The organism is Streptomyces venetus, assembly GCF_039540295.1.
GTDB classification, from domain to species: Bacteria; Actinomycetota; Actinomycetes; order Streptomycetales; family Streptomycetaceae; genus Streptomyces; species Streptomyces venetus.
This window is the reverse complement of the sequence record NZ_BAABET010000008.1, coordinates 403,573-421,737: the sequence shown is the minus strand read 5'-3', so window position 1 is coordinate 421,737 and position 18,165 is coordinate 403,573. Positions and strand designations below refer to the sequence as shown.

15 protein-coding genes are annotated in these 18,165 nt (G+C 73.0%); 7 read left to right on the top strand and 8 right to left on the bottom strand.

The genetic code is table 11. From position 1 onward, the window contains the following. Nucleotides 1–33: 33 nt before the first annotated feature. The gene (gvpO, locus tag ABEA82_RS27090) at nucleotides 34–357 is read right to left on the bottom strand and encodes a gas vesicle protein GvpO (protein WP_345664281.1); all 324 of its coding nucleotides are present in this window, start codon (nucleotides 355–357) and stop codon (nucleotides 34–36) included. Between the two features lie 237 nt (nucleotides 358–594). Between gvpO and ABEA82_RS27085 the strand changes: the two genes are divergently transcribed. Next, on the top strand, nucleotides 595–1,362 hold the full coding sequence (locus tag ABEA82_RS27085; RefSeq protein ID WP_345664280.1) for a GNAT family N-acetyltransferase: 768 nt from the start codon (nucleotides 595–597) through the stop codon (nucleotides 1,360–1,362). Next, nucleotides 1,362–2,177: a lysophospholipid acyltransferase family protein gene (locus ABEA82_RS27080; protein WP_345664279.1), complete on the top strand. Its 816-nt coding sequence runs from the start codon at nucleotides 1,362–1,364 to the stop codon at nucleotides 2,175–2,177. The genes ABEA82_RS27085 and ABEA82_RS27080 overlap by 1 nt, the downstream gene beginning before the upstream one ends. Before the next feature lie 5 nt (nucleotides 2,178–2,182). On the opposite strand, the gene ABEA82_RS27075 is transcribed toward ABEA82_RS27080, so the two are convergent. Then, nucleotides 2,183–4,531, bottom strand: a complete 2,349-nt coding sequence (locus ABEA82_RS27075) for an ATP-binding cassette domain-containing protein (RefSeq protein ID WP_345664278.1) — start codon at nucleotides 4,529–4,531, stop codon at nucleotides 2,183–2,185. A gap of 11 nt (nucleotides 4,532–4,542) precedes the next feature. Next, entirely contained in the window at nucleotides 4,543–5,541 is a 999-nt protein-coding gene (locus ABEA82_RS27070; protein WP_345664277.1) for an LLM class flavin-dependent oxidoreductase, read from the bottom strand. A gap of 133 nt (nucleotides 5,542–5,674) precedes the next feature. Here ABEA82_RS27070 and ABEA82_RS27065 point away from each other — a divergent pair, with 133 nt between their 5' ends. The 4 genes from ABEA82_RS27065 to ABEA82_RS27050 all read left to right on the top strand — a co-directional run bounded on the left by ABEA82_RS27065 (nucleotide 5,675) and on the right by ABEA82_RS27050 (nucleotide 13,283). Continuing rightward, complete coding sequence (locus ABEA82_RS27065; RefSeq protein WP_345664276.1) at nucleotides 5,675–7,771, top strand: hypothetical protein; 2,097 nt, start codon at nucleotides 5,675–5,677, stop codon at nucleotides 7,769–7,771. Continuing rightward, nucleotides 7,768–10,269, top strand: coding sequence for a WD40 repeat domain-containing protein (locus ABEA82_RS27060; RefSeq protein WP_345664275.1), 2,502 nt, complete (start codon nucleotides 7,768–7,770; stop codon nucleotides 10,267–10,269). The genes ABEA82_RS27065 and ABEA82_RS27060 overlap by 4 nt, the downstream gene beginning before the upstream one ends. Next, on the top strand, nucleotides 10,266–11,114 hold the full coding sequence (locus ABEA82_RS27055) for a hypothetical protein (protein WP_345664274.1): 849 nt from the start codon (nucleotides 10,266–10,268) through the stop codon (nucleotides 11,112–11,114). The genes ABEA82_RS27060 and ABEA82_RS27055 overlap by 4 nt, the downstream gene beginning before the upstream one ends. An 84-nt stretch (nucleotides 11,115–11,198) precedes the next feature. Then, complete coding sequence (locus ABEA82_RS27050; RefSeq protein ID WP_345664272.1) at nucleotides 11,199–13,283, top strand: NACHT domain-containing protein; 2,085 nt, start codon at nucleotides 11,199–11,201, stop codon at nucleotides 13,281–13,283. A 2-nt stretch (nucleotides 13,284–13,285) separates the two neighbouring features. On the opposite strand, the gene rpmF is transcribed toward ABEA82_RS27050, so the two are convergent. The 4 genes from rpmF to ABEA82_RS27030 all read right to left on the bottom strand — a co-directional run bounded on the left by rpmF (nucleotide 13,286) and on the right by ABEA82_RS27030 (nucleotide 17,225). Then, a complete protein-coding gene (gene rpmF / locus ABEA82_RS27045) occupies nucleotides 13,286–13,456 on the bottom strand; it encodes a 50S ribosomal protein L32 (protein WP_345664271.1) in 171 nt (56 codons plus the stop codon). Nucleotides 13,457–13,562: 106 nt separating this feature from the next. Beyond that, on the bottom strand, nucleotides 13,563–15,158 hold the full coding sequence (locus ABEA82_RS27040) for a solute symporter family protein (protein WP_345664270.1): 1,596 nt from the start codon (nucleotides 15,156–15,158) through the stop codon (nucleotides 13,563–13,565). Beyond that, nucleotides 15,152–15,595, bottom strand: a complete 444-nt coding sequence (locus ABEA82_RS27035) for a DUF485 domain-containing protein (RefSeq protein ID WP_345664268.1) — start codon at nucleotides 15,593–15,595, stop codon at nucleotides 15,152–15,154. The genes ABEA82_RS27040 and ABEA82_RS27035 overlap by 7 nt, the downstream gene beginning before the upstream one ends. Nucleotides 15,596–16,025: 430 nt before the next feature. Beyond that, nucleotides 16,026–17,225 (bottom strand): right-handed parallel beta-helix repeat-containing protein, encoded by a 1,200-nt coding sequence (locus ABEA82_RS27030; protein ID WP_345664267.1) that lies wholly within the window; start codon nucleotides 17,223–17,225, stop codon nucleotides 16,026–16,028. Between the two features lie 151 nt (nucleotides 17,226–17,376). On the opposite strand from ABEA82_RS27030, the gene ABEA82_RS27025 reads away from it, so the two are divergent. Continuing rightward, nucleotides 17,377–17,871, top strand: coding sequence for a phosphatase domain-containing protein (locus ABEA82_RS27025; protein ID WP_345664266.1), 495 nt, complete (start codon nucleotides 17,377–17,379; stop codon nucleotides 17,869–17,871). Between the two features lie 37 nt (nucleotides 17,872–17,908). On the opposite strand, the gene ABEA82_RS27020 is transcribed toward ABEA82_RS27025, so the two are convergent. After that, nucleotides 17,909–18,124 carry a dodecin gene (locus ABEA82_RS27020; protein WP_345664265.1) on the bottom strand — a complete coding sequence of 72 codons (216 nt, stop codon included), beginning with the start codon at nucleotides 18,122–18,124 and terminating at the stop codon, nucleotides 17,909–17,911. Between the last annotated feature and the right edge of the window lie 41 nt (nucleotides 18,125–18,165).

Below are 18,165 nucleotides of genomic sequence, written 5' to 3'. Positions count from 1 at the left end.
CGGTCCTTCCGGTGGGCGGTTGCGGCGGTCCGGTCACTGGTCCTGGGCGCCGCGCCGGAAGCGCGCGATCCGGCGGTACTGCACCAGCTCTCCGTCCGAGTCCAGTTCCACCCGGTACGTCGCGAGCAGACTGGTGGTGTCGGGGATGCGGGCCAGTTCGAGCACGTCGACGTCGACGACCCAGCCGTCGTCCTCGCCCCGGCACACCGCGGACACCCCTTCGAGGCGGTGGCTGATCAGCTCCGTCAGCGCCTCGGCGGCGCGCCGGGCGGCCTCACCGGCACCGCGCACGGTGCGCCGGCGCTTGGTGGACGGGGCCGAGCCCCCACGTCGCCCGCCGGCTCCGGGTTCTGTCATGCAGCTCACTCTCGCCGCAGGAGCCGGTGTCCGCGTGCGCAGCTAGGCCATCCGGGCCTCGGTCGCGAAACCGGCCCGGGCACGGGGGCGCGAGCCGTTCAACAACCTCACACCCGTTCTCTCTGCACATGACACGCGAAGGTCAGTCGGCCTCGGGAGAACAGAGGCGGAGGTTCGCACGCCACCGCTCAGCGCCCCGCCCCGCCTCACCGACCGGCCCGTGACCAGGAGAGTGCCATGACCGGCGTACTGACCGTCGACCGCCCCGCGCAGCCCACGGCTCCCACTCGCTACACCGTCGCCCTCGCCCGCAACGAGGAGGACGTGCGTGCCGCCCAGCGGCTGCGGCACGACGTCTTCGCCGGGGAGCTGGGCGCTCTGCTGGCCGGCCCGCAGCCGGGCCTCGACGTCGACTCCTTCGACGCGTACTGCGACCACCTGCTCGTCCGGGAGGAGACGACCGGCCAGGTCGTCGGCACCTACCGGCTGCTGCCGCCGGAGCGCGCGGCGGTCGCCGGTCGGCTGTACTCCGAGGGCGAGTTCGATCTGACCTCGCTCGACGGGATCCGGCCGCAGCTCGTCGAGGTCGGCCGCTCCTGTGTGCACCCCGACCACCGCGACGGCGCGGTCATCAGCCTCATCTGGGCCGGCATCGCCCGCTACATGGTCGACCGCGGCCACGAATGGCTCGCCGGCTGCTGCTCCGTCCCGCTGGCGGACGGCGGCACCCTGGCGTCCGCCACCTGGGACCGGGTCAGCGACAAGCACCTCTCGCCGCAGGAGTTCCGCGTGCGGCCGCTGCTGCCGTGGACGCCGGGCCCCGCGCCCGCCGACCGTCTCGAACTGCCCGCCCTGCTGCGCGGCTACCTGCGCCTCGGTGCCTGGGTGTGCGGCGCACCGGCCCACGACCCGGACTTCGGCGTCGCCGACCTGTACGTGCTGCTGCCGATGAGCCGCGTCAACGCGCGCTACCTGCGCCACTTCCTCTCCCTCGTCCCGGCCTGATGAGCGCCTGGCTGCCCACCGCGCCCTGCACGCCCCGCGCCTGTGTCGAGGCGTCGGCGGCCGTGCGGGCGCGGGCCGTGCCGCGGGCCGTGCTGCGGCTCGGCGCGGTCCTGCTGCTCCTGCTCTCGGGAATCGCGTTGACGCCCTTCGGCGCCCGGATCCCGCCGTCCCTGATCCGGCGCTGGTGCCGGTGGATCGTGCGGGCCGCGGGCGTCCGGGTCCGTATCACCGGTGGCGCCGCTCCCACCGGCGGACTGCTGCTGGTCGCCAACCACATCTCCTGGCTGGACATCCCGCTGCTCGCCGCCGTCCGCCCCGCCCGGATGCTGGCCAAGACGGAGGTACGGCACTGGCCGGTCGCCGGTGCGCTGGCCGCCCGCGGCGGGACCCTGTTCATCGACCGGGACCGGCTGCGGGCCCTCCCGGACACGGTCGCCCGGATCGCCGGGGCGCTGCGCGAGGGCGCCGCGGTCGCGGCCTTCCCCGAGGGCAGCACCTGGTGCGGCCGGGCGCAGGGCACCTTCCGCCGGGCCGTCTTCCAGGCCGCGCTGGACGCCGGGGTGCCGGTCCAGCCGGTGCGCATCGGCTACCGGCTCAGCGGCGGCACGGCCACCACGGCCCCCGCGTACGTCGGCGAGGACACACTGCTCGCCTCCTTGTGGCGGGTGGCGACGACCCGCGGCCTGATCGCGGAGGTCGAGGTCCGCGACCCCATCGCACCGGGCGGCAGCACCGACCGCCGCGCCCTCGCCCGCGCGGCACAGCAGCAGGAGACCGCCGCGCCCGCCTGGACGCACACGGTGCTCGTCGCGTAGAGACCTCAGCGGGAGCCGGTGAGGGTGCGCGTCAGATACGGCGCCGTCCGGCTCTCCGCCGAGCGCGCGACGTCCGCCGGCGGCCCCGCCGCCACGATGCGTCCGCCCGCGTCGCCGCCGCCCGGGCCGAGGTCGATCACCCAGTCCGCGCGGGCGACGACGGACATGTCGTGCTCGACGACGATCACGGTGTGCCCGGCGTCGACGAGGCCGTGCAACTGGCGCAACAGGACGTCCACATCGGCCGGATGGAGACCGGTCGTGGGCTCGTCGAGGAGGTACAGGGTGTGGCCGCGCCGGCCGCGCTGCAGTTCGCTCGCCAGCTTGATGCGCTGCGCCTCGCCGCCGGAGAGCTCCGTCGCGGGCTGGCCGAGGCGCAGATAGCCCAGACCGACGTCGAGCAGCGTGGCGAGGCTGCGGGCCACGGCCGGGGTGTCCGCGAAGAACTCCGCCGCGCTCTCCACCGTCAGATCCAGCACCTGCGCGATGTTCCGCCCCCGGTACGTCACCTCCAGCGTCTGAGGGTTGTAGCGGGCCCCGCCGCAGTCCGGGCAGGGTGCGTACGTGCTCGGCAGGAACAGCAGCTCCACGCTGACGAATCCCTCGCCCTGGCAGGTCTCGCAGCGCCCGCCCGCCACGTTGAAGGAGAACCGCCCGACGCCGAAACCGCGTTCGCGGGCCCCGTCGGTGGCCGCGAACACCTTGCGCACGACGTCGAAGAGGCCCGTGTAGGTGGCGAGGTTGGAGCGCGGCGTGCGGCCGATCGGCCGCTGGTCGACCGAGACCAGCCGGCCCACTCCCGCCGAGTCCTCCGTGATCTCGCCGATGAGCGTGGACTTGCCGGAGCCCGACACGCCGGTCACCGCGGTGAACACGCCGAGCGGGAACTCCGCCGTCACCCCGCGCAGGTTGTGCCGCCTGATCGGGCCGGTCTTGAGCCACCCGGTGGCCTCGCGCACCTCCCGGGCCGGGGCGGGGGAGTGGTCGAACAGATAGCGGGCCGTCGCCGACTCCGCGACTCCGGCCAGCTCGGCCACCGGGCCGCTGTGCAGCACCCGCCCGCCGTGCTCGCCCGCGTCCGGACCCACGTCGACCAGCCAGTCGGCGCCCCGCATGACGTCGAGGTGGTGCTCCACCACGAACACCGAGTTCCCGGACGTCTTCAGCCGTTCCAGCACCGTGAGCAGCGCCTCGGTGTCCGCGGGGTGCAGTCCGGCCGACGGTTCGTCGAGGACGTAGACGACGCCGAACAGGCCGGAGCGCAGCTGGGTGGCGAGGCGCAGGCGCTGCAGTTCGCCCGCGGAGAGGGTGGGGGTGGGCCGGTTGAGACTGAGGTAGCCGAGCCCCAGCTCCAGGACCGGCGCGATACGGGAGCGCAGGTCGTCGGTGAGGACCCGGGCGGCCTCCGAGGTCCCGTCGAGACCGGCGGCCAGCTCCACCAGCGGCAGCGCCGCCAGCTCGGCGATGGTCCGGCCGCCGAACGTCACCGCCAGGGCCTCGGGGCGCAGCCGGCTGCCACCGCACGCCGGGCAGGGCGCACTGGTGAGGAACCGCTCGGCCTTCGCTCGCAGGGTCGGGCTCTTGGAGTCCGAGAACGTCTTCATCACGTACCGGTGGGCGCTCATGTACGTGCCCTGGTACGGCCGTTGGATGCGGTCGGCGTCCCGCACGGGGTGGACGGTGACCACCGGCTGCTCGTCGGTGAACAGGATCCACTCCCGCTCGCCGGCCGGCAGTTCCCGCCACGGCCGGTCCACGTCGTGGCCCAGCGCGTCGAGGATGTCCCGCAGGTTCTTGCCCTGCCAGGCTCCCGGCCACGCCGCGATCGCCCCGTCGCGGATCGACAGCGACGGGTCGGGGACCATGAGCTCCTCGCTCGTACGGTGCACCTGCCCCAGCCCGTGGCACTCCGGGCACGCCCCGACCGCCGTGTTCGGCGAGAAGGCGTCGGAGTCGAGCCGCTCGGCGCCGGGCGGGTAGGTGCCGGCCCGGGAGAACAGCATCCGCAGGGAGTTCGAGAGGTTGGTGACGGTGCCGACGGAGGAGCGCGAGGTGGGCGCCGAGCGGCGCTGCTGGAGCGAGACCGCCGGGGGCAGGCCGGTGATCTCACCGACCTTCGGCGCGCCGACCTGGTGGATCAGCCGCCGTGCGTACGGCGCGACCGACTCGAAGTAGCGCCGCTGCGCCTCCGCGTAGATCGTGCCGAACGCCAGCGACGACTTCCCCGAGCCGGACACGCCGGTGAACACGGCCAGCACGTCCCGGGGAATGTCGACGTCGATTCCCTTGAGGTTGTGCTCGCGGGCTCCGCGGACGCGGACGTACGGGTCGTGGGGGCTGCGGGGGTCGTGCATGGACACCGACTCTAACCGGAGGTGATCGCGGCCAGCCGCCGGTAGGAGTCCAGCAGGGCCTCGCGGTCGTGCGTGCTGGTGGTGACCAGGACCTCCTGCGCCCCGGTCTCCTTCAGCACCGTCTCCAGCTCGTCCGCCACCTGCTCCTCGGTGCCCGCGACGTGACCGGCCATTCCGGCCTCGTAATGACCGCGCTCCTTGGCGGTCATGGAGAGCGCCTCGACCCGCTCGGCGGGCGGCAGGGGCGGGAAGGTGCCGCGGGTCCGGGAGTACGCCATCGACCAGGCCTCCGGGATCAGCAGCCGCCGGGCCTCCTCGGGAGTCCCCGCCACCGCGACCGTGCCGGAGATGACGACGTAGGGCTCGGCCGCCCAGGCGGAGGGACGGAAGTGGTCACGATAGTGGTCGATGCCACGCAGCATCTTCTCCCGGTTCCTGAGGTCGCCGATGACCATGGGCAGACCGAGGCGGGCGGCGATGCCGGCGCCCTCGCCCATGGCCAGGACGAACGGCGGTACGGTCAGCCCCTCGGCGGGGCGGGCGTGCACCCCGGTGGGGGAGGTGCCCTCGAACCAGCCGAGCAGCTCCCGCAGCTGGGCCTCGAAGTCGTCGGCGTCACCCTTGTCGCGGCCCAGTGCCCTGCGCACCCCGTCCGTGAAACCGACGGAGCGTCCGAGCCCCATGTCGATCCGCCCGGGATACAGCGATTCCAGCACCCCGAACTGCTCGGCGACGACCAGCGGCCGGTGGTTGGGCAGCATCACCCCGCCCGTGCCGACCCGGATCGTCCGGGTCGCGCCGGCGACGGCGGCGGCCAGCACGGTCGGCGCCGAACCGGCGACCCCGGGCACACCGTGGTGCTCCGACACCCACACCCGGTGATAACCGAGCCGCTCCAGCTCCCGCGCCAGCCGCACGGTGTCACGCAGCGCCTCGCCGTGCGTGTGCCCCTCACGGGTGCGGGAGCGGTCGAGGACGGAAAAGCGGGTCGACGCGATCAGTGAGCTCACACCGGGTTCAACACCCGTGGAGCGCGGGGATTCCCGGCGGCCTCTTCGCGGGAATGCGGTGCCCGGTGACGAGTCGATCACATACTGTTGTGACCCCCGCAACGGGGCGGGACGAGAGCGGGCCGGGGGAAGCATGACCGTGGACGATTCCCTGGGCCAGGACGCCCCGGCGGACATGCCGACCCTGGTCGTCTCCATGTCCACCTTCCGGCTCCCCGCCGCCCCGGCCGGGGCCGCCGACGTCGAGCACGACGACGAGGATCCCCCCGAGCGCAGCGCCTGGGACGATCTGCCGTTCTCCCAGGAGCTCGGCGAACGGGTCTCGCGGCACCTGGCCCCGCTCGTCCCACCGGCCCCCCGCCACCTGCCCGACCTCGACCACACCACCCTCGGGGAACGGATGGCGGAGATACGCGCGGCCATCAAGGCCGGGGGCTGTGCTGTCGTCCACATCGTCAGCCACGGATTCCTGCGGCGCGGATGCCCGGGCGACCTCATGGTGGTCGCCAGCAACACACGTGACCAGCAGGCGAAGACGGCGTTCGACGTGCGGGCCTTCCTCCAGGGCGTCGACGACGACGGCACGGGACGCGTCCTGCTCCTGCTCGACGTGTGCCACGGGGGCGCCGGCATCGACTGGACCCGGAACCTCCCGCGCGCCGAGCGCCGGCTCTTCGTCATCGCCGCCTGCCCGCCGGGCGCACAGGCCTGGGGCGGCCGCTTCTCCCGCGCCGTGTGCGACGTGCTGGACGATCTGACCAAGGGGCACGCCGGGGTCGATCCGAGTGAACAGTACGTGCGGCTGTCCTGGCTGAAGGACGAGGTCTACCGGCGTCTGCTGCGGCTGTGCGAGGACGACGCCTGCCCCGATCAGGAGGTCGTCGCCAGTGAACTGGACGGACCGGACACCCGGTTCCTCGCCAACCCCTGGTACCGCGAGGATCCGGTGGAGCGGCTGGAACTGCGCGATCGGTGGGCACTTCAGGAGTTCATCGACACCGTCCACCCCTCCCTCGACCTCCACCACTACCTCTCCAGGGCCTCGGGCCGCGAGACGACGCCCGGCCTGGACGTCCCCTGCCACTTCTCCGGACGGAACCGGGAACTGCGTGCCCTCGCCGACTGGCTCGCCCGGCCGGACGGCGACGGCGCCGCGGTCGCGGTCGTCACCGGCAGCCCGGGCACCGGCAAGTCCGCCCTGCTCGGCGTGGTGGTCTGCTGCACCCACCCCAAGCTGTCGAAGGCGTTGGACACGGTGGTGAACCACATCCACGCCCGCAACCGTCCGGACCCCTGGGAGGCCGTCGCCGCCGTCCACGCCCGCGGCATGACCCTGTCCCGGGTCATCGACACCATCGCCGGACAACTGGCCATGACCGCGCCCGACGACGGGTGGAGCACGCAGGGATTCGTGGACGCCGTCGCCGCGCTCCCCGTGGAGCCGCTGATCGTCCTCGACGCGCTCGACGAGGCCAGGGAGAGCGTGCGCATCACCGTGGAACTGCTCGGGCCGCTGGCTCGCCGGGAGTACGCGGACGGGCCGCGCAGCAGACCCTGCCGGCTCCTGGTCGGCGTACGGCCGTACGGGGAATGGCTCCAGCCCCTGCTGCGGGCCGCCGCGGAGCCCGGGCAACTGCTCATCGACCTGGACGACACCGACCGGGAGGACCTCACGGACGCGTTGGCCGAGTACGTCGAGGGACTGCTGCGGGACGCCGGCTCGTACGCGCGGCGCGGCCCGGTCCGGCGTGCCCTCGCAGAGGCCGTGGCACGGCGCATCGAGAGCGCCGGAAGGTCGGCCCCGGCCGGCGGGGGAGGGGAGTTCCTCACGGCACAGCTGGCGGCGCGTTCGATCAGTGCCCTGCCGCCGCTGGACGCCGCGGACGTGGAGGCGGCCGTCGACCGCCTTCCGCTGACCCTCGCCGCCCTGCTCGACGGACAGCTCTTCGCCGCGGACGGTCTGGCCTGGGCGCGCCCGGTGCTGACCGCGATCGCATTCGGCAAGGGGGAGGGGATGCCGGCGGAGCTCGTCCGGAGTGCCGCGGCCGCCTTCCACCCGCGTGGGGACCAACCGAGCCGGGAGGACGTGCTGGAGGTGCTGGCCTCGATGTCGTTCTTCCTGCGCCGGGACATCGACCCCGAGTACGGCACGACGCTGTACCGGCTGTTCCACCAGGAGCTCGTGGACCACCTGACGGCGACCGCCCCGGTGAGCGGAGGGTCGGCATGACCACCCCGGACCAGCCCGCGCCCCGGCACCCGCCCGGAGAGGACGACCTGCGCGAACGGCGCGTCCTGCGGGAGCTGCTGTCGACCGTCCACCGCACCGGCGACACCCTGCGCTGGGACCTGGCGGATCCCTATCTGCGACGGCACGTCGTCGAGCACGCCTCACGCGCCGGCCACCGGCAACTCGTGCGACTCCTCGACGACGGTGAGTTCCTGGTCAACGCCGACCCCACGGCCGTCGCGGCCGTGCTGCCGCCGTTCCGCGACGCCTACCCGCCGCCGGTGCGGCGCACCCTCGACGTCTACTGCGCCTCGATCGGCTGGCACCAGCACGTGGAGGCGGGGGCCCGGCGCCAGATCCTGGCCCTGGACGCCCTGCGGCTGGGCCACCACGAGCTGGCCGAGCGCATGCGGCGGGCCCCGGGCGGGCATGTCCTGCCCTGGCGCTGCCTGTGGTCCACCGCCACCAACATCTCGGCGTCCTCGGGCGCGACCATGACCGGCCACGCCGGACGGATCAACGCCCTCGTCACGACGCGCGGTTCCCACGGCACCCTCGCGGTGACCGGCAGCGAGGACCGTACGGCCCGGGTATGGGATCTCGGCAGCGGAACCACGCGGCACGTCCTGCTGCACGCGCAGGCCGTCAAGGACGTGGCCGTCGCCACGCTCGACGACCGGACGGTGCTGCTCACGGCCGCCGAACGGCTCACCCTGTGGGACCCGGGCACCGGGCGCGCCCTGCGCTCCGTGCCGGTCCCGTCCGGGATCAGGGCGGTCGCCGTCAGTGACGGGACCGGCTGCGCCGTCGTCACGACCGACGGGCCCACCTACGTCGCCGACCTCGGCGGTGGCACGGCCGGCCGGACGTGGCCGGTGCCCGTGGCCGGCGGCCGCGCCAAGCACGTGGCGGTCGGCCGCGAGGGCGGCGAGCACTTCGCCCTGACGGTCACCGCGCAGCACGGCGTCACCGCGTTCAGCCTCCCCGGGCGGAGGCTCCTGCACCGGGGCAACCCGCTTCCCGGGGATCCGGTCACGGCCTTCACCGTCGCCGACGTCGGCGGACAGACCCTGGCGGTGACCGGACACCGCAGCGGGGCCATCGCGGTGGCGCACGCCCACACGGGGGCCGTGCTGCACGTCCTGCGCCTCACCGGTCTCGCGGAGCACTGGCTCGTCCGCGCCGAGGTGCGGGCCCTCGCGGTGTGCCCCGGCGAGTCGTCCTGGCTGGCCTTCTCGGGCCACAAGGACGGGATCCTGCGCGCCTGGGACCTGGCCACCGGCCGACTGCTGTGGGCCGCCAGACAGCACGCGGGCCCGGTCAACGCCCTCGTCCCGGGTGAGGTGCTGGACACCCCGGTGCTGGTGAGCGCCTCCGACGACGACACCGTCCGCTGCTGGGACACGCGCACCGGATCGCTGCGGGACGTGCTGGCCGGACACACCAGCGGCGTGACCGGCGCCGCGCTGACGCGGGTCGGGGCGCGCCCGGTGGCGGTCACGGTGTCGAAGGACCGGACGGTACGGACCTGGGACACGACACGGGAGGAACCCCCGCGCGTGCCCGACGGGCATCCCCGGTGGGTCCGGTCCCTCGCCCTGCACCGCGTCGCGGGCCGACTGTGCGCGGTCACCACCTGCCGCGACGACCAGGTGCGCGTCATCGACGCGGGCGACGGTCAGCTGGTCACACGACTCGAGACGACCCGTAACCTCCCGCTGAACACCGCCGTCCCGATCAGGGCCGGGGACACCACCCTCATCGCCGCCGGAGGGATACAGGGGCACCTCGTCCTGTGGGACGTGCGGCCTCCCGCGGGGACACCGGTGGACACCACGAACCTCGGCACCGCCGACGTCGTGGCGCTCGGCGTGCTGCCCCACGACCGGGGAGGCGTCCAGGTCATCGCCGGCGGCAGCGACGGCAGTGTGACCATCTGGTACCCCGGCGGCCGGGCCCCGCTGCGCGACTTCGTCAGCCGGCGGCGCAGGACCGGGGACATCGCCTGCCTGGACGTGGCCGACACCGGCGGCGAACCCCTGGTGGTCACCGGGGACTTCGACGGCTACGTCCGCGTCAGGTCGCTGCGCACCGCCGACCTCGTCCACACCCGCCTCTACGGCGCCCCGGTCCGGGCCCTGGCCACCGGCACGCTCGGCACCGACCCCTGCCTCGCCGTGGGCACGGCCGACGGGGAGATCCGCGTGCTCCGGCTCGGCGACGCCGCCGTGCTGGCCGAACTCCGGGGCCATACCGGCGCGGTCCGTTCGCTCACCTTCGCCCGCCTCGGCGGCGAGGACGTCCTCTTCTCCGGCAGCGCGGACGGCACGGTCCGCGGCTGGGACCTGCGCGACGGCGAGCAGGCGCACCGGATCGACCTGCCCGACATCGTGCAGACCGTCGCCCACCGGGAGACCTCCCTCGCCATCGGATACGGGCGCGAAGTGTCGGTCTTCACCCCCGTCACCGCACCGCCCAGGGAAAGCAGGAGCCAGTGAGCCGGATCGTCGCCGTGCACGGTGTGAACCAGTACGACCCCACCCGAGACGCGGACGCGGCCGCCGCCCGCCTCGGCGCGGCATGGGCCCGGGCCCTCAGCCACCAGCTGCCGCGGCCCCTGGGCGACGGTGAGCTGTCCATGACGTACTACGCCGATCTGTTGCAGGCGGTCCGACCGGCACCGGACGGCCAGGGCCCCGGGGACGACGTGGACGGACTCGCCCCCGACGCGGTGGACGCGGTGCTGCGCTGGGGCGAGCTGCTGGGGGTGAGCACGCGCGACGCGCAGGGGCGTGTACTGACCCCGGTCCGCTGGGTCGCCGACGGGGTGGCCCGGCGCCACGGGTTCGACCAGGAACTCGTCCGGAGGTTCGTGGCCCGACTCTTCCCCGACCTGCTGGCGTACCTGCACACCCCCGCGGGCCCGCGGGTGCGGAACCGCCTGGCCGACGCCATCGCCCGGCATGAGCCCCGTGTGCTGATCGCGCACTCACTCGGCTCGGTCGTGGCGTACGACACGCTGTGGCGGTACACCGACCTCAAGGTCGATGTCCTCGTCACCCTCGGCTCGCCCCTCGCGATGCCGGACGTCGTCCTGCCGTACCTCGAACACCCGGACGACTCCCGCGCGTTCAGTCGTCCGCCGGGCGCCGCGGCCTGGGTCAACATCGCCGACCCCGGAGACCTCATCGCTGTTCCGCAGCCCCTGACCGACACCTTCCGTGGCGTGACGTCCTGTGTCTCCACGGGGATCGGTGCCTTCCGCATGCACAAGGCGGGCGGCTACCTGCGCAGCGCCGCGACCGCCAAGGCCCTGCTGCCGTATACGGATCCACTCGTCTGAAAGCCCCGGGGCACTGCCGGCCCCGCGTTCAACAGTCGCTGCGGCGGGGGGAGTTCCGTGCTCGGGAGGGGTATGCAGCAAGGCATGGTGGGGATCGGGGGGCGGCGGGAAAGGGAGCGGCGCCGGGCAGGGATCGTGCTCGGTGTGGTGCTGCTGGTGGCGAGCGCCGGTTACGCGGTGTCCCAGCTGGTGCGCGGCGGGCTCGGGCCGGCCGACACCGCCGGTCTGCTGGGGCTGCCGCTCGGGGCCGCGGGTCTGGTGGCCGCGGTGGCGGCGCTGAGACGGCCGGTGCAGGGGACGGACGCCGAGCTGGTGCGGCAGTGGGCCGCGACGCTGGCGGTCCAGGTCCAGGAGACCGAAGGCAAGTTGCGCCGCCAGCTGCTCGGTCGTGACACCCGGCGCATCGACCTGCATTACACCCTGCGGACGGTGCCGGGCCGGGCGGCCGAAGCCCCTGGCGCGGGACGCACCTTCCGAGGCCCGGGCTGCCCCGGCTCCGACCCGGACATCGCGGGGTTCTTCCGGGCCACCCGGCCCCGTCGTCTCGTGATCGCGGGCGTGCCCGGCTCGGGGAAGACGGTCCTGGCCCTGGAACTGGTCCTGGCCCTGGCCGCCGACCGCACCGACACCGACCCGGTGCCCGTGCGCATCCCCATGGCCCAGTGGGACACCGCCCACACCCTGCCCGAACTGCTGACGGACCACCTCACACAGGCGCTGGACTGGCCCGCCGAGATGGCGGAGCGGCTGGTGGCCCACGGCATGGTGCTGCCCGTCCTGGACGGCCTGGACGAGATGGACCCACCACGCGCCGACGGCACGCCGGACCCGGACGCACCCCGTGCGCGGGCCGCGGTGCAGCACCTCAACGCCTACCAGAAGGGCCTGGAGGCGGGCTCCCTGGTGCTCACCAGCCGCGTCGCGAACTACGACGCGCTGCTGACGCACGAACCCCTCGTCGACGCCGCGCTGGTGGTCATCGCGCCCGTGGCGTCCGAGCCCGCGCTGACCTACCTCCGGGACCGATGCCGTGACCCGGCACGCTGGCAGCCTCTGCTGGACCACCTCGAGGCCCATCCGTCCTGCGTGCACGCCCGGGCCCTGTCGACTCCCTGGCGGCTGGGCCTGACCGCCACGGTCTACCGCTACCACGGCGAGCCGGCGGATCTGCTCACGCTGCACGACACCGACGCACTGGACCGGCATCTGCTGGCCCGCTACATCCCCGCCGCAGTCGAACCCGCGGCCGGCGACCCGGCCCCGCCTCCCTACGGGGCGAAGCAGGTCCACCGCTGGCTCCACCATCTCACCGGGCACCTGACCGGAACCGGCGCGACGGCCTATCGGACCACCGACCTCACGGTGCACGGCCTGTGGCCGCTGGCCGGGCCCGGCCGGGTGCGGGCGGCCGACGCGCTGCTGACGTTCTGCACGATCAGCGCGGTCCTGCCCGCCGCCTGGCTGACTCCGGATCCGGGGAAGGTGGCGGCGAGCGTGCTGGCCCTCGCCGTGGCATGCGGCCTGGCCGCGGCGCTCGCCCTCAGCCCCAGCAGACTCGACTGGCAGAAGCGGCACACGCCCGGTGTGCGGGGGCCGTTCCTGCTGGGCCTCGTCGTCAACCCCGTCCTCGCCACCTTCGTGGGCGTCGCGGCCGGGCTCGCGGTGGGTGCGGCGATCGCGGCGGCCGGGCATCCTCGGGCCGCGCTCGTCGCCGGGACGGTCGTCAGCTGGGTCGCCGGGCTCGGCGCCGGTTTCCGGTTCAGCGTGGCCGCCGGGCTGCGCGGGGCCGCGCCGACGACGGCCGTCGTCCCTCCGGTCGCGCTGCGCGACGACACGGTCTACGGACTCGTCTACGCCGTCTCCACCGGGCTGTTCGGCGGTCTGGCCGTCGGTGGCACGGTGGCCCTGGTCCTGGAGCCGAGCACCGGCCTCGTCGTCGGAGCGGCCACCGCGGTCGCCTCCGGCCAGGCCTCGGGTCTCAGCGCCGCGCGGCGCTACCTGGTCTTCCTGCTCTGTTCGCGCAGGCGGCTGCCCTTCCGGCTGGGCCGCTTCCTGGACTGGGCCTGCTCGGCGGGGCTCATGCGCTATTCCGGTCCCGCGTACCAGTTCCGCCACGCCGAACTGCAGCACTGGATAGCGGCCCATCCGGATCCCGTGGTCACGCCGTAGCCTCAGTCCCCGGGCCGCAGCAGTCCGCGCTCGTAGGCCTTGACCAGGTTCTGCGGTACGAGGTGGCGGACGCCGTCGACCGTGACCGGGACCAGTGCCGGTGTGGCCGCCTTCCACTGGGCGCGGCGGTGGCGGGTGTTGCTGCGGGACATCTTCCGCTTCGGGACAGCCATGGGATTCCTCCTCGTCGGGCAGGGCACCGAGGACGCTACATGAAAATGGATCCCATTAACAATGCGTCGCGTCCCCGGTGCCCTGCCCGGCGTCCCCGAGGGCCCGTCAGTCGTCGGCGCCCACCAGCATCCGCACCTCGAACTCCTCGTGGGCGCTGCTCTCCTCGGGCCGGCTCTTGTCCCGCACCGTGCCGAGCCAGCCCAGGAAGAAGCCCGCCGGAATGGAGACGATGCCGGGGTTCTGCAGCGGGAACCAGGCGAAGTCCGCGTCCGGGTAGATCGACGCCTCGGCGGAGGAGACCACCGGCGAGAACACGACGAGCAGGACGGAGCAGGCCAGGCCGCCGTAGAGGCTGAGCAGGGCCCCCTTCGCCGAGAAGCGCCGCCAGAAGAGGGTGTAGGCGATCGTCGGCAGGATGGCGGACGCCGCCATGGCGAACGCCAGGAAGGCCAGCGTCGCGGTGTTCGCGCCCCAGGCGACGAGGGCGAGCAGAATGCCGAGGACGCCGATGACCGCGCCGGACAGCCGGGCGACGGTCAGTTCCTCCGTCTCGCTGGCCCTGCCCTTGCGGATCACCTCGCCGTACAGGTCGTGGGCGAGGGACGAGGCGGCGGCCAGCGTGAGGCCGACGGCCACGGCGAGCAGCGTCAGGTACGCCAGACAGGTCAGCAGCGCGGTGAGGAGGCTGCCGCCGAGTTCGTGGGCGAGGAGCAGGACGGACGCGTTGCCGGTGCGGTCCGTGCCGACGATGGTGTCCTGGCCGACGAGCGCGGTGGCGCCGAGACCGAGGATGCCGGCGCCGAAGCAGACCGCGCCCACCAGGCCGATGGCCCACAGGACGGAGGAGCGCAGGGTGCCGCTGCTGCGCGGGGCGAGCAGCCGCATCAGCACGTGGGGGAGGGCGGCGAGACCGAGGACGATGGCCAGTTCGAGGCTGATGAAGTCCAGCTTGTTGCTGACGGTGCCGCCGTAGCGCAGCCCGGGTTCGAGGAACTGCACCCCGTTTCCGCTGCGGTCGGCCGCCGCGGTGAGCAGGGCGTTGGGGTTCCAGTCGAAGTGGTGCAGCACCCAGCCCGCCGTGAACAGCACGCCCACCACCAGCATCACGGCCTTGATGATCTGGACGACCGTGGCTCCCGGCATGCCGCCGAGGGAGGCGTACAGGATCACGAACGCGCCGATCACGACCACGCACAGGGTCCGGGTGGTGGCGCTGGGGACTCCGGTGAACTGCGTCAGCAGGGCCACGCTGCCGACGAGTTGGGCCACCAGGTACAGCGTCGCGATGGCCAGGATGCACACCGACAGGGCCAGGCGCACCGACCGCTGCTGCCGCGGCAGACGCAGCGCGATGGTGTCGCCCAGCGTGAACTTGCCCGTGCGGTGCAGGGGTTCGGCGATCAGCAGCAGCACCATCATCCAGGCGACCGTGGTGCCGCCGAGGTACATCAGCCCGTCGTACCCGGTCAGGGCCACCAGTCCCGTACTGCCCAGCAGGGTGGCGGCCGACAGGTAGTCGCCGCACATGGCCAGGCCGTTGCGCAGCGGCGACATGGCGCGGTTGCCGAGGTAGAACTCACTGATCTCGTCGCGCTGAGGGGCCGTCAGCAGCGCCGTGAACAGGGTGACGACCACGACGGTCAGGAACAGTACGAACGTCAGCTGAAGGCTGCTGTCGTCGATCGCGGCGACGGTCACCACGCGCGGAACCCCCTCGAACCCTGCTGGAAGAGCCCGGCCTCGGGCTGTGCCGCGGCCTGACGCGTGCGACGGTTCTCGTCCTCCTGCAACCGGGTCCGCAGTCCGCGGGCGAGCGGGTCCACCCGGGTGCGCATGTGCCGGACATAGCACCACGAGGTCACGCCCATGACGACGAACTGCCCGAGACCGAGGACGAGCCCGATCGTGAGGCGGCCGAACAACGGCTGGTTCATCACCAAAGGGGCGAAGAACGACAGCAGCACATACAGCAGGAATCCGCCGACGGAAAGGATCGACGCCCGGATACCGAACCGGCGCTGCGCGCGACGCAGGGAGTGAAATTCGGGATGATCGGATATACGAGACGGCGGAGTGTGTTCGATGTGCGGAAGCGGGAATGTGGGAGTGTCCTCCCGCCGCGGTGGAAATTCGGGCACAGGCGCACCTTCTTCGCTGCTTCGTGCCCCGCACTCGACCCCGACGAGTCAATGGGTGTCCGGCGTTTCGGGCAGGGTGGGGGGTGCCGGACACGCTGTGGGGGTGCGGGCTCTGTGGGGGGCTCGTGAAACCGAAAAACCAGCTGTTCGGAATCACGCGGACGGCCTCGGGGTTCTGAGTGGAGAGCCCCGACCAGCCCCGGCCACGGGTGGTGGCGAGGCTGAGTGCGGAGTATGTCAGTGCTGTGCTTGAGCCATCAACTGTGGTGATGAATTGACGGTTGTGCATGGCTCGTTCACGTCCCCGTTGAGGGGATGGCGGTACTGCGACGGCCTGCACGAAAGCGCCTGCCGGTGAATAGTCCGGACCATTTCTCCGGACAGGCTGTCTCAAAACGCACCGGGGTGCGGCACAGCCCGGCCGGTCGGGTCAGAAACGGGCGCCCACGGCGGTGCCGGACCGCGGGACGAGGAACGCCGGCGCCTTCGGCAGCGAGCCGTCCGCCGCGCGCGGGCCGGTGAGCGGGCCGGGGTCGGTGCTCAGCACCGAGGCGGCGTTCCACGTTCCGCCGATGTTCCAGGTGTTGCCGTCGGCGACGGTCCGGGACCCGACGGCCGCCGGGCGCTGGTCCGCGATCGACAGGTTGCCGGTGAGCCTGGCCGTCCCGCCCGAGACGTCGGCGTCGAACCCCGTACCGCCGTTGCCGTAGGAGGAGTCGCGGCTCAGGGCGACAGACCCCGGGTTGCCGTTGTCGGTGAAGCCGTGCTTGGCGTTCCGGAACGCGACGCTGTCGCGCACGGTGTGGGCTACGGCCGGGGCCGGGCTGCCCCCACCGAGCTTGAAGCCGTTGCCGTCACCCGCGAAGTCGGGGAAGTTCCAGCGGTTGAACCCGTTGCCGTACGCCACCGTGTTCTCGATCGTGACCGGGGAGGCGAACTTCCAGGCGTCGAAACCGTCGTCGACGTTGTTCCACAGCCGGGCACCGCGCACCACGTTGCCCGTGCCGCTGCCCTCCTTGACGGCCAGGCCGTCGGCGCTCTCGCCGTTCTTGCGCGGGTCGCGGTTGCCGTAACTGTCAAGGTTCAGGATCTGGTTGCCGCTGGAGGCGCCCTGGAGCTGGAAGCCGGACTCGTAGTTGTCGTGGGTGCTCAGGCGCGAGAAGACGTTGCCGTCGCAGCCGTCGCAGTACACCCCGTACGGGCCGTTCACGATCTCCAGATCCGAGATCCGCCAGTACGACGCCTCCATGTGCAGCGCCCCGCGCTCGGCGCGCGGGATGCTGCCGCCGACCGGGGTGTGACTGGCGGGCAGCTTCTCGCCGTCCACGACGACCCGCTCGCGCTGATGGGCGGTGAGGGTGATGGGCCGCGCGGCCGTTCCCGAGGAGGCGATGGTGATGTTGTCGGTGAGGGTGTACGTCCCGCCGCGCACGCTGATGGTGTCGCCGGGCGCGGCGAGGTCCACCGCCCGCTGGATGGTCTTGAGCGGCCGGGCGAGCGTACCGGGGCCGGAGTCGTCCCCGTCCGTCGCCACGACCAGCGTCGTGTCGGCGGCGGACGCCGGTCCGGCCAGTGCCATGGCCACCGCGGCTCCCGCCGTCGCCGCCGACCAGATCCTCGCGTTGCGCATTCGATCTCCCGCCTCTGCCTGTGTGGGTGTCGCAGAGCAGTGGCCGCAGAGGCGATGAAGGTTGCAGGCACCCCCTAGGGCCTGTCTGACAAATCCCCGTCGTCCGCCGGAGCAGGCGGGGATTTGTCAGACAGGCCCTAGGGTGGGCAGCGTGAGTGACGACCGCAGCAGGGCCCCGCTGGCCGTGTTCGACCTGGACAACACCCTCGCCGACACCGCGCACCGGCAGCGGTTCCTGGAGCGCAGGCCGCGGGACTGGGACGGCTTCTTCTCGGCGGCCCCGCAGGACCCGCCGCTCCCGGAGGGCGTCGCGCTGGTCAAGCAGAGCGCCGAGGAGTGCGAGATCGTCTATCTCACCGGGCGTCCCGAGCGCTGCCGGCGCGACACACTCGACTGGCTCGCGGCGCAGGAGCTGCCCGAGGGGCGGGTGTACATGCGGCGCGACGCCGACCGCAGGCCGGCCAGGTTCACCAAGCTGGAGATCCTGCGGCGGCTCGCCCGCACGCGCGAGATCCGCGTCCTCGTGGACGACGACGAACTGGTCTGCGAGAACGCCCGGCGCGCGGGCTTCACCGTCCTCCAGGCCGACTGGGCGGCCCGGTCGGCCGAGCTGAAGGCGGCGCAGGAGCGGGAAGGACGGACCTGAGGGTCGCGCCCTGCTCGGGGGCCCCTGCTCGGGGGCCCTACTCGGTCTCCTCCAGCCGGAAGCCCACCTTCAGGCCCACCTGCCAGTGCGCGATCTGCCCGTTCTCCAACTGGCCGCGCACCTGCGTCACCTCGAACCAGTCCAGGTTGCGCAGGGTGTGCGAGGCCCGGTCGATGCCGTTGCGGATGGCCTGGTCGACGCCGTCGGGGGAGGTGCCGACGATCTCCGTGACCCGGTAGATGTGGTCCGACATGCCGCTGCTCCTGTTCGGGGACGGTGTGTCACGCGTTACTC

Excerpts from the sequence above, each read along its gene's own strand:
- gvpO (WP_345664281.1), bottom strand. The coding sequence starts at position 357 with ATGACAGAACCCGGAGCCGGCGGGCGACGTGGGGGCTCGGCCCCGTCC.
- ABEA82_RS27085 (WP_345664280.1), top strand. The coding sequence starts at position 595 with ATGACCGGCGTACTGACCGTCGACCGCCCCGCGCAGCCCACGGCTCCC.
- ABEA82_RS27080 (WP_345664279.1), top strand. The coding sequence starts at position 1,362 with ATGAGCGCCTGGCTGCCCACCGCGCCCTGCACGCCCCGCGCCTGTGTC.
- ABEA82_RS27075 (WP_345664278.1), bottom strand. The coding sequence starts at position 4,531 with ATGCACGACCCCCGCAGCCCCCACGACCCGTACGTCCGCGTCCGCGGA.
- ABEA82_RS27065 (WP_345664276.1), top strand. The coding sequence starts at position 5,675 with ATGACCGTGGACGATTCCCTGGGCCAGGACGCCCCGGCGGACATGCCG.
- ABEA82_RS27060 (WP_345664275.1), top strand. The coding sequence starts at position 7,768 with ATGACCACCCCGGACCAGCCCGCGCCCCGGCACCCGCCCGGAGAGGAC.
- ABEA82_RS27050 (WP_345664272.1), top strand. The coding sequence starts at position 11,199 with ATGGTGGGGATCGGGGGGCGGCGGGAAAGGGAGCGGCGCCGGGCAGGG.
- rpmF (WP_345664271.1), bottom strand. The coding sequence starts at position 13,456 with ATGGCTGTCCCGAAGCGGAAGATGTCCCGCAGCAACACCCGCCACCGC.
- ABEA82_RS27030 (WP_345664267.1), bottom strand. The coding sequence starts at position 17,225 with ATGCGCAACGCGAGGATCTGGTCGGCGGCGACGGCGGGAGCCGCGGTG.
- ABEA82_RS27020 (WP_345664265.1), bottom strand. The coding sequence starts at position 18,124 with ATGTCGGACCACATCTACCGGGTCACGGAGATCGTCGGCACCTCCCCC.